Annotated in this window: 12 protein-coding genes and 3 pseudogenes; 11 read left to right on the top strand and 4 right to left on the bottom strand. The window is 61.2% G+C overall.

Annotated features, from left to right (window positions below):
• Positions 1-70 precede the first annotated feature (70 nt).
• The 11 genes and pseudogenes from G333_RS0109380 to G333_RS14325 all read left to right on the top strand — a co-directional run bounded on the left by G333_RS0109380 (position 71) and on the right by G333_RS14325 (position 12,423).
• A complete protein-coding gene (locus G333_RS0109380; RefSeq protein ID WP_019628322.1) occupies positions 71-1,882 on the top strand; it encodes an ABC transporter ATP-binding protein in 1,812 nt (603 codons plus the stop codon).
• Between the two features lie 30 nt (positions 1,883-1,912).
• Positions 1,913-2,875 carry a UDP-glucuronic acid decarboxylase family protein gene (locus tag G333_RS0109375; RefSeq protein WP_019628321.1) on the top strand — a complete coding sequence of 321 codons (963 nt, stop codon included), beginning with the start codon at positions 1,913-1,915 and terminating at the stop codon, positions 2,873-2,875.
• A gap of 469 nt (positions 2,876-3,344) precedes the next feature.
• Complete coding sequence (locus G333_RS14805) at positions 3,345-4,094, top strand: DUF563 domain-containing protein (RefSeq protein ID WP_255346825.1); 750 nt, start codon at positions 3,345-3,347, stop codon at positions 4,092-4,094.
• Positions 4,095-4,288: 194 nt separating this feature from the next.
• Positions 4,289-4,865 (top strand): annotated as a pseudogene (locus G333_RS14330) (transposase); the annotation flags it as partial.
• A gap of 190 nt (positions 4,866-5,055) precedes the next feature.
• A complete protein-coding gene (locus G333_RS15385) occupies positions 5,056-5,667 on the top strand; it encodes a 7-cyano-7-deazaguanine synthase (RefSeq protein ID WP_369791821.1) in 612 nt (203 codons plus the stop codon).
• Positions 5,668-5,833: 166 nt separating this feature from the next.
• A complete protein-coding gene (locus tag G333_RS0109360) occupies positions 5,834-7,456 on the top strand; it encodes an asparagine synthase-related protein (RefSeq protein ID WP_019628318.1) in 1,623 nt (540 codons plus the stop codon).
• A 47-nt stretch (positions 7,457-7,503) separates the two neighbouring features.
• Positions 7,504-7,868: pseudogene (locus G333_RS0109355) on the top strand (transposase); the annotation flags it as partial.
• Positions 7,869-8,302: 434 nt separating this feature from the next.
• On the top strand, positions 8,303-9,214 hold the full coding sequence (locus G333_RS0109350; protein ID WP_019628316.1) for a glycosyltransferase family 2 protein: 912 nt from the start codon (positions 8,303-8,305) through the stop codon (positions 9,212-9,214).
• Between the two features lie 157 nt (positions 9,215-9,371).
• The gene (locus tag G333_RS0109345) at positions 9,372-10,397 is read left to right on the top strand and encodes an EpsG family protein (protein WP_231373037.1); all 1,026 of its coding nucleotides are present in this window, start codon (positions 9,372-9,374) and stop codon (positions 10,395-10,397) included.
• A gap of 240 nt (positions 10,398-10,637) precedes the next feature.
• The gene (locus G333_RS0109340; RefSeq protein WP_019628314.1) at positions 10,638-11,450 is read left to right on the top strand and encodes a glycosyltransferase family A protein; all 813 of its coding nucleotides are present in this window, start codon (positions 10,638-10,640) and stop codon (positions 11,448-11,450) included.
• A 16-nt stretch (positions 11,451-11,466) separates the two neighbouring features.
• Positions 11,467-12,423: an SDR family oxidoreductase gene (locus G333_RS14325; RefSeq protein WP_026340938.1), complete on the top strand. Its 957-nt coding sequence runs from the start codon at positions 11,467-11,469 to the stop codon at positions 12,421-12,423.
• 100 nt (positions 12,424-12,523) lie between these two features.
• Here G333_RS14325 and G333_RS14320 read toward each other — a convergent pair.
• The 4 genes and pseudogenes from G333_RS14320 to G333_RS0109310 all read right to left on the bottom strand — a co-directional run bounded on the left by G333_RS14320 (position 12,524) and on the right by G333_RS0109310 (position 14,614).
• A pseudogene (locus tag G333_RS14320) lies at positions 12,524-12,935 on the bottom strand (DUF86 domain-containing protein).
• Entirely contained in the window at positions 12,920-13,318 is a 399-nt protein-coding gene (locus G333_RS0109325) for a nucleotidyltransferase domain-containing protein (protein ID WP_019628311.1), read from the bottom strand. Before G333_RS0109325 ends, G333_RS14320 begins: the two are co-directional and overlap by 16 nt.
• A gap of 673 nt (positions 13,319-13,991) precedes the next feature.
• Positions 13,992-14,390: a type II toxin-antitoxin system VapC family toxin gene (locus G333_RS0109315; protein ID WP_019628309.1), complete on the bottom strand. Its 399-nt coding sequence runs from the start codon at positions 14,388-14,390 to the stop codon at positions 13,992-13,994.
• Positions 14,387-14,614, bottom strand: a complete 228-nt coding sequence (locus G333_RS0109310; protein ID WP_019628308.1) for a hypothetical protein — start codon at positions 14,612-14,614, stop codon at positions 14,387-14,389. The genes G333_RS0109315 and G333_RS0109310 overlap by 4 nt, the downstream gene beginning before the upstream one ends.
• Between the last annotated feature and the right edge of the window lie 275 nt (positions 14,615-14,889).

Genomic DNA, 14,889 nt, shown 5'->3' with positions numbered 1-14,889 from the left:
GTGTCTTGCGCCCGATCGGCCAGGGGGCTGGCCTCCTACGCATCAGGGCGTACCAGCGGACGCTGGCTCGATGAACACCTGGCGCAAAACGCTGGCGCTGCTCACCCCGAAGGAAAAACGCCGTGGTGGGCTCGTTCTGGGGATGGTGATCGTGATGGCCGTTCTCGAGACGGTCGGCGTCGCTTCGGTGATGCCGTTTCTGAGTGTGCTGGGCAACCCCGAGGTGGTGGAGACCAATCCTGTGCTCAACGCGGCCTACGAAGGCCTTGGCTTCCCCTCGGTGGACGCCTTCATCCTCGCGCTGGGTGCCGCCGCCTTCGGGCTCATCCTGTTCTCCGCCTTCTTCCGCTCGCTTACGCACTACGCGATGAATCGCTTCATCGAGATGCGCCGTCACAGCATCGGCAAGCGCCTGCTGGAAACCTACCTGCGCCAGCCCTACGCGTTCTTTCTCGACCGCCACAGCGGCGACATGGCCAAGAACATCCTTTCCGAGGTGGACCAGCTCGTGCAGAACGTTTTCCGCCCGGGCATGCAGATGGTCGCCTATGGTGTGGTGGTGTTTGCGCTGGTGATTCTGCTGATCGTCGTGGATCCGTGGCTGGCGCTGGGCGTTGCGGTGGTGATCGGTGGCATGTATGCGCTGGTCTTCGGCACCGTGCGGGGCATTCTCGGCCGCGTGGGGCGCGACCGCGCCCGCGCCAACCAGGAGCGTTTCACCGCCGCCAGCGAGGCCCTGGGCGGCATCAAGGACATCAAGCTGTTGGGTCGCGAACACGCTTACCTCTCCCGCTTCGAACGTCCTTCCGCCCGGCAGGCCCGCCACCAGGCCACCAACCAGACGCTTGGGGAGATACCCAAATTCATCATCGAGGCGATTGGTTTTGGCGGTGTGATCGCACTTACGCTGGTGCTGCTGACCACCCAGGGCGGGACCGACAGCAACGCCCTGGGCGATATCCTGCCGATTCTTGGCCTGTACGCGTTTGCGGGTTACCGCCTGCTGCCGGCGGCCCAGCGCATCTACGCCGGTATGGCGAAACTGCGCTTTGGTGCGGCTGCGGTGGACAACGCCTATTACGATCTGCACCAGCGCGCGGCGCTGGCTGAACTGTACAAGCGTACGCCCCAACCGCTGGTTCCCAGGCAGAACATCACTTTGCAGGACATCCACTACACCTACCCGAACGCGGTGCGCGCGGCCCTGCAGGGGATCAACCTGGAAATCCCCGTAGGCCGTTCCGTGGGCATTATCGGCGCCTCCGGTGCAGGCAAGACTACGCTGGTCGACGTCCTGCTGGGTCTGCTGCGGCCGACCCACGGCGCCATCGTAGTGGACGGCCGGCCCATTACTGATGACAACCTGCGCGCCTGGCAGCAGGCACTGGGCTACGTACCCCAGGATATCTTCCTGACCGATTCCTCTGTGGCCGAAAACATCGCCCTGGGCGTGCCGCCCGAGCAGATCGATCACGCGCAGGTCGAGCGTTGCGCCCGCATGGCCCAGGTGCATGACTTCATCGTCCAGGACATGCCGCAGGGCTACGACACGTTAGTGGGGGAGCGTGGCGTCCGCTTGTCGGGCGGGCAGCGCCAGCGGATCGGTATCGCCCGCGCGCTCTACCATGATCCGCCCGTGCTGGTGTTCGACGAGGCCACCAGCGCGCTGGACCATGAGACGGAAACCGCGGTCATGGAGGCCGTGGCCGTGCTGTCCAGCACCAAGACGATCATCATGATCGCCCATCGGCTGGGTACGGTCTCACGATGCGATTCCATCGTGAAACTGCAGCATGGTGCGGTGCTTTCATGTGAAGCATCCGCCCCTGCGCCAGCGGATGGTCAGGCCATGGACAAGGAAACGACCAGACGAACCCCGTGAGCAGGGCCGGACAAGGAAAGAAAAATACCCATGCACTACAGCCTTCGAAAGAAAGTCCTGGTCACCGGTGGCGCCGGTTTCCTGGGGTCCCGCTTGTGCGAGCGACTCTTGCAGGAGGGGCACGAAGTATTGTGCGTGGATAATTTTTTTACGGGCTCCCGCGACAACATTCGAGATCTTGTTCGCAACCCTCTATTCGAGGTGGTGCGGCATGATATTACCCAGCCCCTGTATGTCGAGGCGGACGAGATCTACAACCTGGCGTGCCCGGCCTCACCCGTGCATTACCAGTTTGACCCCGTGCAGACGACCAAGGTGTGCGTGCATGGTGCTATCAACATGCTGGGTCTGGCCAAGAGGACCGGTGCCCGGATCCTTCAGGCATCGACCAGCGAGGTGTACGGCGACCCGGAAGTGCACCCGCAGAAGGAAGACTACTGGGGCCGCGTGAACCCCATCGGCCCACGCGCCTGCTACGACGAAGCCAAGCGCTGTGCTGAAACGCTGTTCTTCGACTATCGGCGCCAGCATGCGATGCCGATCAAGGTGGCTCGCATCTTCAATACCTACGGGCCAAGGATGCAGCCGCGCGATGGCCGAGTCATTTCCAATTTCGTTCTTCAGGCACTGCAGGGCCAGCCCATCACGATCTACGGCAGCGGCGAACAGACCCGCTCATTCTGTTATGTCGATGACATGGTCCAGGGCCTGATGGACCTGATGAAAACGGACGACGACTGTACCGGCCCAATCAACCTGGGCAATCCGCAGGAAGTTTCGGTACTCGACCTGGCACGCCAGATTATCCGACAGACGGGATCGAACTCATCGCTGGTGCATCAAGACGCCGCTGAGGATGATCCGCGGCAGCGCCAACCCGACATTTCCCTGGCGAGGGACCAACTCGGGTGGCAGCCCACCATCTCACTCGAGGCGGGTTTGGAGCAAACGATCGCATGGTTCCGCGATCTGCGCTCGCGAGGGCTGGCTTGACCATGACGATCGTCGGCAAGGAGCGCGTTGGATGACACCCAAACTGAATGCCGTACGGCTGGCCAAAGCGGCCGCTCGCAAAGTGCTGCATGCGTTGGAGGATGTCACGTCGGTTCGGCCTGGAAAAACGGGCCCGGTACGCTGGATCGACGCGGAGCAGTCTGGCTGGTCCCCAGCCAGAGCTTCGTCCGCGCCAAGCTCTGATCAGGACATGGTTGGATGGCGCCAACGGGAGCCCATGCGATGCATTGGTGTCTGCCAAGTCGAGATGCCCGATGTCTACATGCTCAAGTCACACCCGCACCAGGGCCGAAACCCATTGGATCGCCGTGCTGCAGTACGCGTCCATTCCTTTCGGCGGGTGGCCTATCCGCGTGCTCCCTATCTGGCCGCCCAACGCCTCCGAGCGATTTTGCAGTACGAGCATAGGTTTCCCCGAAGAGGCCCGCACCTCCATGAGCGAATCGCATTGCTAGGAAACCACGAAAGTGATGCATGCAACTACTATCATTTCTGGATTGATACGGTTGGGGACTATCTCATGCTCCAGGATACGCTACCGTCGGATCTTCAGCCTGACCGCTTCCTTATTTCACATGGACTGCAACCATGGCAAGACGAAGTGCTTGAACTTGTTGGTATTCCCTCAGATCGGGTGGTCCGATATCATGACCACGATCGCTTTACAGCGGAGCAACTGTTGGTCCCTGTCCGTGATAAAGGGGCGCTCAACATGACACCCGGATTGGTTGAGCGCATCAGGAAGTCGGTTGGGATGCGCCCTTTTGAGTCAGGATCGAGTAACTCGCTTTACATCTCACGCGGTGACAGCCTGCGCCGGCCCATTCAGAACGAATCTGATGTACAGAGCCTTGTTGAAGCTTATGGGATGGATGTGAGGCAGCTTTCGGGAATGTCTGTCCGCGAACAAATTTCACTCTTCGCTCGCGCTGGAATCGTAGTAGCCGCACATGGTGCTGGTTTAACGAACCTGATGTGGTGCCAAGAAGGAACCATTGTTGTTGAGTTGATGCCGGATCGTCACCGTATCCCATGTTTTCGAAATATCTGCCAACAGAGGAATCTCCAGCACCACGTGATTCTCTGTCCTCAGCCTGGTAGTGAATGGGCTGGCGCAGCCCAAATGCACGTCCCACTTGAGAGGCTGAGTCAGATATTGATGGCCTTTCGCTGTGATCATTCTGGGTCAATATTATAGAATATTCGGTCTGTAGATTGTTCTTGTCTTCCCGCTTGACGCACCATTGAATCGGAGGGGGTATTTTTGCCACTAGGAGCAGGTGGGTGATGTAGGGAGGATGCCAAGGACGGTGCATTGGGGGCAGAATCGGCAGGCCATGCTTGCCGAGGGCGAGGATCATGCTTGCCGAGGGCGAGGATTAGGATTGGGACCTGGAGGGCCCGCGCGAGCTGAGTAGTCCGCTGGAAATTCGAGTGTAAACGTACTGTTTGATGGCCAACCACGTGCAGCTGTTGCTGGGGTTCGGCGTGGAGTTCGCGGCGATGGGGCGTCTGGTGAAGGCACTGGGGTGCGTGCCACCCGGTATCGCAATCGCCTGGAGGTCCGGTCCGGTGCGCTGTGGGAAGGGCGCTGTGACGCCAGCCGCGGTCAGGCGGCGACGTATCGGCTGGCCTGCGCTCGCTACATCGAGCTGAACCTGGTGGGGGCGCGTATCGTGGCGCCCGCTAGGAAGTACAGTTGGCCCACCTCCCGCCAGCTGATGGGCGTCACGGGGAGCTGGGCCACATGGACCCGGAATATGTCGATCTAGCGGACGAAGGGACCGCACGCCATGAACGCTACGCCCGCTTCGTGGAGCAGGGCGTCCCGCAGCAGGAGCTGACGCTGATGCGTGAGGCCTCGCAGCGGAGTCGGGTCACTGGGCACCAACGTTTCGTGGGCGAGGTGGAGCAGATCATCGGCGTGCCCATCGAGCGCCGCCGCCCGGGCCGCCCGTCATCGCGCCGGACGCGAGAAAATAGATCTGTCCCGGTTTTTAGCTTTTGGAGAGTCACGGAGCGTTTTCTTGTCTAATTCGGTTGATGTTCTATGGACTGGGGGATGGGATTCTACATTTAGGGTTCTTTACCTGGTTCTCGTGGAAAATAAAAATGTATCGCCATATTATCTGATTGATCTAGAGCGGCGGTCGAGTTTGATGGAGTTGTCTTCCATTGCGGAGATAAAAGGGCGTCTACATTCATTCAATAGGTCTGCGGCGGAACGGATCGGTGAATTAAAAGTCCTTCCCGTAACGGAAATACCTAAGAACGCCGAAATAACGGAAGCATTCCAGCGCTTAAGGTCTCGGGCGCACCTTGGTTCTCAGTACGACTGGCTTTCTAGGTACGCCGCGCACGCCGGATTGAATGGTATCGAGCTGAGTGTCCATGCAGATGACAAGGCTGCGGTCTTTCTTTCGGGTCATGTCGAATTGTCGCGAGATGGTGCTTGGGTGCTAAATGATATGTCCGACGACATCGCGATCTTTTCGAGGTTCAGGTTTCCTTTGTTGTCCATGACTAAGCGTGAAATGGCTTCGGTTGCAGAGAAAGAGGGGTTTCGGAAACTTCTGGATTTGTCGTGGTTCTGTTACCGCCCTCTCGGCGGCGAGCCATGTGGAGCGTGCAACCCATGTGTTTACACAATGGAGGAGGGGTTGACGGAGCGATTCCCTTTTCGGTCTATTCTTCGGTATAAGATGGTAAGTTTAAAGCGGTCGATCAAGAAAAGGGTGATGGTTTTGCGTTCGGGCCGTTTAGGTCGATAGGCGTATGTCAGATTTTACATATTCAAACGTCACAATGGAGTTCGGGAAGAGAGTCAGAGGGTTGGTTTCGGATGGCTTGAAAAGTGATAGACCCTTGTCTTGGTCGTATGCGGGTGCGTGGGGTGCCTTAACAGTTAGCCGCGGACCCTACAATGGATTCGATCCGGTGGAGACGGATACGCACATTTGTATCGTGGTCGGTGGGCCCATTCTGTGCTTTCGGGACAACAGCTTTCTGGTTGGTGGGGAGCGTGATTGCGGCACGCGGGCTGTACTGGACCGGATCTTGGCCGGCGACATGTCGTGGGAGCATGACCTGGACGGGCCTTTCGTTGTGCTGGTCGTAGATAAGGTTCGTGCGAGGGTGACCTGCGTCACCGATCTGATGTTGTTCATCCCTGTCTATGAGCACCGGGAGGATGGCCGGATGGTTCTGGGTACGCGTGTAGATGCAGTGGCGGCGGTTAGTGGCAAAGGAAGTGCCGTCGATGAAGCATCGCTGGTGGACTTCATTCTGCACGACGTGGTGACGTATCCCTATACCGCATATCGGGGCGTGCGGCAGCTTACCCCAGCGGCCGCACACGACTATACCGTGCTGGATGGGGGCCGTACCCAGAAGCTAGAGCCCAAGGTTTACTGGCAGCCGGTCGAACGGTCCGCCTTCGGGAGTATCGACGAAGCAGCGGATACGCTGCGGTCCGGGCTTCAGGAGTATGTAGATCGAGTCACCGCAGGAATGGATCACGTAGCGCAATTCATCAGTGGGGGCGAAGACTCTCGCGCGCTGGCCGGTCTGCTGCCGGCCGAGCTCAAGCGCGACGCCTACGTTTTCCTGGACAGCATGAACCGCGAGGGTCGGGTGGCCGAGCGCGTGGCCAAAGCCTACGGTGCCGCGTTCTATCCCGGCTACCGGTCTCCGACGCATTACCTCGAAATCCTGGAGGAGGCGAGCAGCTTGGTCGGTCTCGGCCATCAGTACACACATGCCCATTCCCTGGGGTTTCATAGCGAGTGCAAGCTGGATCAGTACCAGGCGGTCTTTGGGGGCTATCTCTCCGACTCTCTTCTGAAGGGTGCATATGCACGGAAGCCCCGAGGCTATGGGCGGTTCCCGTTCTTGCCAAAGATCTCGCTGACCGGCGAATCGCGAAGCCGGCCTTTGAAGAGTTCAGTGTTTCGTGCCGATCTGCTGCGTGAGGTGGAGCAGCGCCGGCGCTCGCATCTGGGGAGCGTGCGGGCGATCCGCCCGCGTACCGCCCATGAATGGTTCGTCCTCTGGCCGATGACGATGCGAACCGGCATGCCCAACTTCTACACGACGCGCCGTTTGTTCGCGAGCTATGAGCCGTTTATGTCGAATACGGTAGTCAAGGTGAGCGCGTCGGTCCCGACGCGCTGGAAACTGAATCGTCGGTTGTTTTTGCGCACGGCCCGGCCCTGGCTGCAACCCGCACGTGCTGTGCAGCATGGCGATGGCCGCTTTCCGCACCTCTCTTGGGTGGCGAACACACCCCTGCAGGCGGCTGTGTGGGCATGGAGGCAGTTCAAGCGAAAGGTCATACGAAAGCGTTCCAACGAGGGGCCCTGGGGCGATTGGCAAACAATAGTGCGCTCGCCGGTGTGGCAAGAAAGGGCACGAATAGCTGCCGGGTCTGAGGTTTTTGAAAGAGTTTGCGAGAGGGGAGGCGAGCAGGATAAGCGGGCGCTCTTAGAAGGCTTGCCAATACAGCAGCAGGTGAATGTGCTCCAGATCGCTGGGTCAGCGGGGTCCGTCGAAAAGGGATAGGACTGCAACGGGGACCGATTTTTTTGGGGCTGAGATATGCCAAGGGGATGGCGCGGGTGGTGTTGCCGCATATGCCGGACCATGTGGTGCAGCGCGGGCACAATCGGCAGGTGGTGTTTGCCGAGATCGAGGATTACGGGCGGTACCTGGAGGACCCTCGCGAACTGAGCAGTGCGCTGGAGATTCGCGTGTATGCGTACTGCTTGATGACCAACCATGTGCAGCTGCTGCTGGGGCCGGGCGACGAAGGGGCCGCAACGGGCCGGCCCGTGAAGGCGCTCGCGGTGCGTCCGAGCCAGTATCGCAATCGCCCGGCCGGCCGCTTCGGCGCGTTGTGAGAGGGCCGCTACGTTCGAGCCCGGTGCAGTCGTTGCGATGTCTGCTCACGGCTGAGAGAGTAACCCTGTCCCCGTTCCCGCGAGTTCTTTAAGCTCGGACCTGCTAGTCTGGATAAGCTGGTTCTAGTAATAACGGTTACGTGTGAGGTGTCGCGGTCACAGCGCGGCCAGTCGCTTACGCCAAGTGCAGTGGCTCGGGTAATGCCGGTTGGGTCGGTCTTGTGTGTGGCGATTCGGCCGAGTCAGGCGGCCATGCGGGTCAGGGGGAATGTGCGATGCGAGACTGTGGGCAACGTGGCGCTCACCGTGATGGATTGGCACCGGTGAGGGCCAACTTGGATTGCGGCCGGGCCACGGGTGACCAGCCGGCAGCTCCCGTACCCACCCCGGTCTGGGGGTGGGCATCAATGCTCGCGAGCTACGACGGGCGCAAGCCTGTCAGGCATGGACGAGTTGTCCCCAGCATTTCGCGCTCGCTTGGTATGCCCGCATAACGGAGTCGGTTGTCTTGCGTTTTTCCCTCATCGTCCCGCACTACGAGGATGCTGATCGTCTGGATCGCTTGTTGCGTTCTGTTCCGGTGGCGCGTGACGACATCGAAGTGATTGTGGTGGATGACTGCAGCCCGGACCAGGCGGCGTTGGATGCGTTGAGGGTGAGCTGGCCGGGCGTGCGCTGGTGTTCGACGCGGGAGAACGCGGGTGCAGGGGTGGCTCGGAACGTCGGGCTGGACGCGGCGCGTGGGCGCTGGCTGGTGTTTGCGGATTCGGACGACGAGTTTCTGCCTGGGGCTTTCGAGACGTTTGATCGAACCCTGCGTCCGGATGACGATCTGGTGTATTTCCTCGCGGAGGCAGTACAGGAGGCGGACGGAGCCCCGTCCGTGCGATCCGAGTGGGTGAACGAACGAGTGATTGAATATGCGCATTCACCCGATGAAGAGGCGCGGCAGGAGCTGTGCCTGCAGCATATTGTCCCCTGGGCGAAGGCATATTCGCGTGCCTTCGTGGAGGCGAACGGGGTGCGTTTCGACCCAGTGCGGTGCGGCAATGACGTCGCATTCAATGTGTTGGCGGCCATGCGGGCAGGGCGGTTGAGAACGGAAGTGATCCCGGTATACCGGGTGTATCGGCGTTCCGAGAGCCTTACGGCGGACATGTCAGAGGCCGCGTTCATGGAGCGATTCCGGATTGACCGCTCGCTTTCACAGCGTCTCGCGGCCATGGGTGTACGGAGGGGAAGATCCGCGACTGGTCAAATGTTGCTGTCTTTGCGGTATGGCCCTGGGACGGCGCTACGAGTGTGGTGGCTCGCGATCTGTTCACCGATGAAGATCGAATGGGTGCGTATTTTTGATGTTGGAAGATGGCGGCGGTTCTTTGTGAACCAGCGTCGGGATGCGCAGGAACGGATAAAGTGAGGCCGTCGGTACGACGGGACAATGTCTATCTGGGCTGGCGGGGGCGCCAGTGACAGCGTGGTTGGGCCTGTTGGTCTGGGCGTTGTTGGTCGCGGGGTTCCTCCGAACTGGTACGGCTTTGGAGCGCACGTCTGGTCAGGCCGCAAGCCGGTTTGGCATGCCCGCGGTGCGCGGTGCCGAACTGCAAGTGCGGGGTGCGACTGGCGCGCTGGCGGTGTTGGCCGTGGCACCGCTCGTGTTGTTGCTCGCCGTGCGCCGCGATGTTGGCAACGATTACGCGAACTACGTATGGATGTTCGAGTGGGTCCGTGCTGGGCACGAACTCCACTGGATTGAGCCGCTTTACTCCTTGCTTAATCAGCTGGCGGCGCCGTTCGGCCCCCCAGGAGTGATTCTGGTTTTCGCGGTATCGGCTGTCCTTGCCGCTTTGCCGCTGTTCTATCGGGTGTTTCGGTCGAGTCCAATACCGTGGTTGGGCGTCTTGATCCTGTTCGGGCTGGCGTTTCCATTTTTTATGACCAACGCGGTGCGTTCAGCTATCGCGATTGGTATCGTCATGCTGGCCCTGCCTGCAATTTGGCAGCGTCAGCTCCTGTTCTGGACGTTCGGGGTCTCGGTCGCGGCCGGGTTTCACCTCACGGCACTCATCGTTTGGCCACTGTACTGGCTGCTGCACTTGGCTTGGCCGAGGGTTCTGGTTTTGGTCGGCCTCGCAGGTGCTGTAGTGCTGTCCACGAGTCGCGACGCTGCACTCGGATTTTTGCAATGGATGTCGGCTGTCCTGCCTTTCCAATATGCACATTATCCGGGATGGGTGGTCGAGCGGCTGGATGCCTATGAGTTTGGGCTGGGGTATCTGATTTACCTGGGCTTGGCCGGTCTGGTGCTGCTGATGTGGGAACGCGTCGCCACTGAAGGACGTGCGGTGGTGGTGTTCCGGAACACCGCCATCCTGGGTCTATTGCTGACGATCGCGTTGTACCAATTCTGGGCCGTGAATCGACTTGCGCTCTACTTTATGCCCGCGCTTGCCGTGTTATTGCCGTGGGTTATCGCGTGCTTTGCAACAAGGCTAGAGAGGATTGGGTGGACCGTGGGCTTCGTGGCCCTGTTCGGAGCCATGTTCGCACGAGGCTTGTGGGTCGGTGCCCATCAGGCGGTGCCATACCAGTGGGTGCTTTGACGTTCTCGAACAGGATGGGAAACGAGCTTGCGCAGGGTTGCCGCGCGCGGCGTTCGTGTTTACTCATGCCTGGAAGCTGAAGCTAGACGGTGGGGCCGGTCCTGGAACTATGCAATGCGTTGATCGGGGTAGTGGATGCGCCGCCGGTGCGCTCACACAAGAGAAGGGTATGGGCTTAAGTGAGGACAAGTTCCGGTGAACACTTCAGGGAATCATGACAACCCTGTCGTTTCAGTCGTGATGCCGGTTTACAACGGCGAGAGATTCGTCGAGTCGAGTATTCGTTCGGTACTGGCGCAGACGTTCGTCGACTGGGAGTTAATCGTGGTCGACGATGCTTCGGACGATGCCTCTCGGCGGATTGTTCGCGGGTTCGCCGAGCAAGATGAGCGTATACGGTTGGTTCAACTAGAACGCAATGAGGGAGCGGCGGTGGCCAGAAACACCGCGATCGATCTCTCCCGCGGACGATATATCGCGTTTCTGGATGGGGATGATTTGTGGCTGGCGCACAAGCTGGAGCGGCAGCTGGCCTTTATGAGGGAGGAGGGGGCTGCGTTTTCGTATGGGGCTTACGAGCGCGTTGACGAGAATGGGCGGTATCTGGCGCCGGTGGGCGTTCCGGATCGGCTGCGTTATCGAGAGCTTCTGAAGACGTGTTACGTCGGTTGTTTGACGGCGATGTATGACACGAAGGTGTTCGGCAAACGCTACATGCCGTTGATCCGCCGGCGCCAGGATTATGCGTTGTGGCTGGAACTGTTGCGCGATGGCGAGACGGCGCTGGGGCTGAACGAGGTGCTTGGGGTGTATCGGGTGCGCTCGGGGTCCATTTCCTCGAACAAGGCTTCTACCTCGCTCTACACATGGCGGATGTATCGGGAGGTGGAAGGGCTTTCTCTGACCCACAGCGCCTGGTGTTTTGCCCATCAGACAGGGCGTGCGGCGGTGCGGCATCGGTTGCCTGGGCTTGCGCGGCGGTTGGGGTGGCTGCATCCCGTGGCGGGCCCCGTGGCAAGGGACCGCCACGGGCCCTTGGGGCCCTCGCAATAAGATGGGATGTGGCGCGATGGCGGGGCGTGTTCTTGTAACCGGGGCGACGGGTTTTGTGGGCGGTGCCGTAGTGAGCAGGCTTGTGACTGATGGCCGCTTGCTCCCGGTCGCGGCGTGTCGGCGCAGCGTCTCGGTGCCGGAGGGTGCGGAGTTGGCGGTAACCCCGGCGCTTGGCCCGGATGCGGACTGGAGTGGCGCGCTGCAGGGCGTGGAGGCCGTGGTGCATGCGGCGGCGCGCGTGCATGTGATGGATGAGCCGGCGGCGGTTCCGCTGGAGGCGTTCCGGCGGGTGAATGTGGAAGGCACGCTGCGGCTGGCGCGGCAGGCGGTGGAGGCGGGGGTGCGGCGGTTCGTGTTTGTCAGCTCGGTGAAGGTGAACGGTGAGGACACGTCGTCGCGGCAGCCGTTCCGCGAGACGGATGCGCCAGCGCCGGAGGATCCGTACGGCGTGTCCAAGCGCGAGGCGGAGGATGGGCTTCGAGCGCTCAGTGCGGAAACGGGGCTGGAGGTGGTGATCGTCCGGCCGCCGCTGGTGTATGGGCCGGGTGTGGGGGCGAATTTCGGCAGCCTGCTGCGCTGGGTGAACAAGGGAGTGCCATTGCCACTGGGTGCGGTGACGCAGAACCGGCGCAGCCTGGTGGCGCTGGATAACCTGGTGGATTTGATTGTGACGTGTCTGGACCATCCGGCTGCGGCGGGTGAGACCTTCCTGGTGACGGATGGGGAGGATGTGTCCACGGCCGGGTTGTTGCGTAAGGTGGGGGATGCGCTGGAGCGGCCAGCGCGGTTGGTGCCGGTGCCGGTTTGGATGTTGCGGGCCGGGGCGGCGGCGCTGGGCAAGCGGGAGATGGCGCGGCGGTTGTTGGGGTCGTTGCAGGTGGATGCTTCGAAGGCGCGGGAGGTGCTTGGGTGGGTGCCGCCGGTTTCGCTGGATGAGGGGTTGAGGCGGGCGGTGGCGCCGTTGCGGCGGTAGGGTTGGTGGTTTTCGGGCTTTGGCGGGGGCTTCGCCGCCGAGGCGGCTCCTACGGGGGCTGCTCGTGCCAATCGATGGTTGCACCTGGTTGAAGGGTGACTTAGAGGCGCTCGTTGACTGTGCGTGCAAAGGTCCGGAAGTCGTCGAGGTGGCGCGAGCACACAGCGTGAACGATCTCCCAGTTGATGCGCTCGTAGTTATGGACTGCGATGTTGGGAAAGCCGACGTCCTTCTTGAGCCGGTCGGCCAGGCATCGCTTCAATGATGCCGCCTTCAGCGAGACGGTCGAACGTCTCGCCCATGGTGTCCGGAGGGGGTAGTTCGAGCGAAGTCACGAGATGGGCTCCAATGTCGACACATTGTTGCACCGCACGGGACAGGTTGAGGGCGATGATGTCCTGTGTATCCGGATCTTGCTGGAGTTGGTTGGGGTCGTCGGGGCAACGTTGCGCGACCCGCTGGACGCAATAGCGGAGCGTTTCGAGCTTTTGTTCGATTACCCGGCGATCCACGCTTGTCTCCGTTCGGCCAGAATGCGGTCGCGGTAGGGGGAGAAATCGGCCTGGTCGAGCAAGTGGCGCGTGAGGAAGCGGGCGTGGGCCTCGTCCTGTCCGGTCAGGCGGATGCCGCGTGTGACGGTCTCGCCCAGTAAGGGTTCGCCGGCCTGGGTGAGGTCCACAAGGTCCACGGGACGCCCGGTGGTGGAGGCAATTTCTTCGATGAGCGCGACGCGCGTGGTGGCTGGAAGCGGCGCTCCCGCGCTGACGGCCAGGTCGACATCGCTATGTGGGTGCATTTTTCCGCTCGCCAGGGATCCGAACAGAATGGCTAGCTCCAGCTCGTGATGGTGTCGCAACACGGCACGAATGCGATCGATTTCGGGGCGATTGCTCATGCATCCCAGTGTAGGGAGATGTCTCTGAATGTGCACGTTCGCATTCATAGGTGATTGGCGCATCCTTAGTAGAGGCAACGCTGGGGCGGAGAGGATTTTGTTGTTGGCCGTTATCCCGGAAACTGTGGAGTGGTTGTCCGGGATCTTTGGCGTGGGTGGTGACTCCGCCGTTTGGTGTGGTTCCGACGTGGGAGATCCCGGCTCTTCGCTTCGCTACGGCCGGGATGACGGGGTGGGGCGGCGCTACGGCTAGGATGACGGTGTGGGGTGGCGCTGCGCCCGGGATGACGGCAAGGGGTTACCACGGAGACTGCCTGCTTCGTAGTCCCGCAGGATCCACCTCTCGGGTCATCCCGGAAACGGCGAAGCCGTTATCCGGGATCTGTACCGGCCAGCGTTAGCACAGTCGCTGTGGAATCCCATCCGTGCGCGATGCCGGCTCTTCGCTTGGCTGCGGCCGGGATGACGGGGTGGGGGGTGTGCCGGATGAAGGACCCTGGGAAGGTGTCTTGCAATGGTCGGCTCTGGCGGGGGCTTCGCGGGCGAGCCCGCTCCCACAACAGCGGTGGCAAGGTCGGTGGTTGGGGCTGACCGTGGAGGTCGCCGCGTCGCTTGGCTCCTCGCGATGACGGGGTTGTAGAGGGGGGAGGGTGGCTGGATGGGCTTTGTGGGGTCAGCTGAACCAGTCGGTGAGTGGGAGACTGGGGACCCGTTGGAACTCGGCCACGTTGTGGGTGACGAGGGTCGCGTTGTAGGCCAGGGCAGTGGCGGCGATCAGTGTGTCCATGGGGCCGATGGGTGTGCCCTGTTGCTCGAGGTGGGCGCGTATGCGGGCGGCATGGCTGGCGGTGGGTCGGTCAAACGGGAGGACGGTGACGACATCGAGTAGCTCGGCCAGCTGCTTTTGGCGTTTTTCGGGCTCGCTGGACTTGGCGATGCCGGTTTCGAGCTCGTACACCACAATGGCGGGAACGAGGACGTCGGAGGGTGCTGTGGCCAGCAGGTTTTCGGCGACCTTGCCGTGACCCTTGAAGAAATAGATCAGGGTGTTGGTGTCCAGGGCGTATTTCACAGCGCTTCGCGGGGGCTGTCCGGGGGCGTGTCGCGCAGTTCCTCGACCGTGGGGAAGTGATTCCATTGACCGGCCAGGGTGCGGACGGAGTCGGGCCACTCGGTTCGGGTGTTTTCTTCTACCAGCCGTGCGACGAAGCGGCTGACGGGGATGCCGGCCGATTGAGCTGCGCGCTTGAGACGCTGTTCGTGGTCATTGTCGAGGTAGATGGTGATTTGGCCCATGCGTTCCTCCTGCTAAGCATATAAGTGGGATTATATGTTCGAGTGTGTCGCCTGGCCAATCGTTCCGTGAATACGGGATGCACCGGGGAGGCGCTTGCTGGGGCTTCGAATACCCTACGCTGCTGGCTTGCGGTCCTGCTGTCATCCCGGCCGCAGCGCAGCGGAGAGCCGGGATCTCGTACGTAAGTGGTGGTACTGGCGTTGGTGTTTTCCTGACGTGGGAGATCCCGGCTCTTCGCTGCGCTACGGCCGGGATGACGGGGTGGGGTGGTGCT

The sequence above is a fragment of the Thioalkalivibrio sp. AKL10 genome, assembly GCF_000381845.1.
Classification (GTDB): Bacteria; Pseudomonadota; Gammaproteobacteria; order Ectothiorhodospirales; family Ectothiorhodospiraceae; genus Thioalkalivibrio; species Thioalkalivibrio versutus.
This window is presented reverse-complemented; position numbering and strand designations above follow the sequence as displayed.

Excerpts from the sequence above, each read along its gene's own strand:
- G333_RS0109380 (WP_019628322.1), top strand. The coding sequence starts at position 71 with ATGAACACCTGGCGCAAAACGCTGGCGCTGCTCACCCCGAAGGAAAAA.
- G333_RS0109375 (WP_019628321.1), top strand. The coding sequence starts at position 1,913 with ATGCACTACAGCCTTCGAAAGAAAGTCCTGGTCACCGGTGGCGCCGGT.
- G333_RS15385 (WP_369791821.1), top strand. The coding sequence starts at position 5,056 with ATGGAGTTGTCTTCCATTGCGGAGATAAAAGGGCGTCTACATTCATTC.
- G333_RS0109345 (WP_231373037.1), top strand. The coding sequence starts at position 9,372 with ATGCCCGCGGTGCGCGGTGCCGAACTGCAAGTGCGGGGTGCGACTGGC.
- G333_RS0109340 (WP_019628314.1), top strand. The coding sequence starts at position 10,638 with ATGCCGGTTTACAACGGCGAGAGATTCGTCGAGTCGAGTATTCGTTCG.
- G333_RS14325 (WP_026340938.1), top strand. The coding sequence starts at position 11,467 with ATGGCGGGGCGTGTTCTTGTAACCGGGGCGACGGGTTTTGTGGGCGGT.
- G333_RS0109325 (WP_019628311.1), bottom strand. The coding sequence starts at position 13,318 with ATGAGCAATCGCCCCGAAATCGATCGCATTCGTGCCGTGTTGCGACAC.
- G333_RS0109310 (WP_019628308.1), bottom strand. The coding sequence starts at position 14,614 with ATGGGCCAAATCACCATCTACCTCGACAATGACCACGAACAGCGTCTC.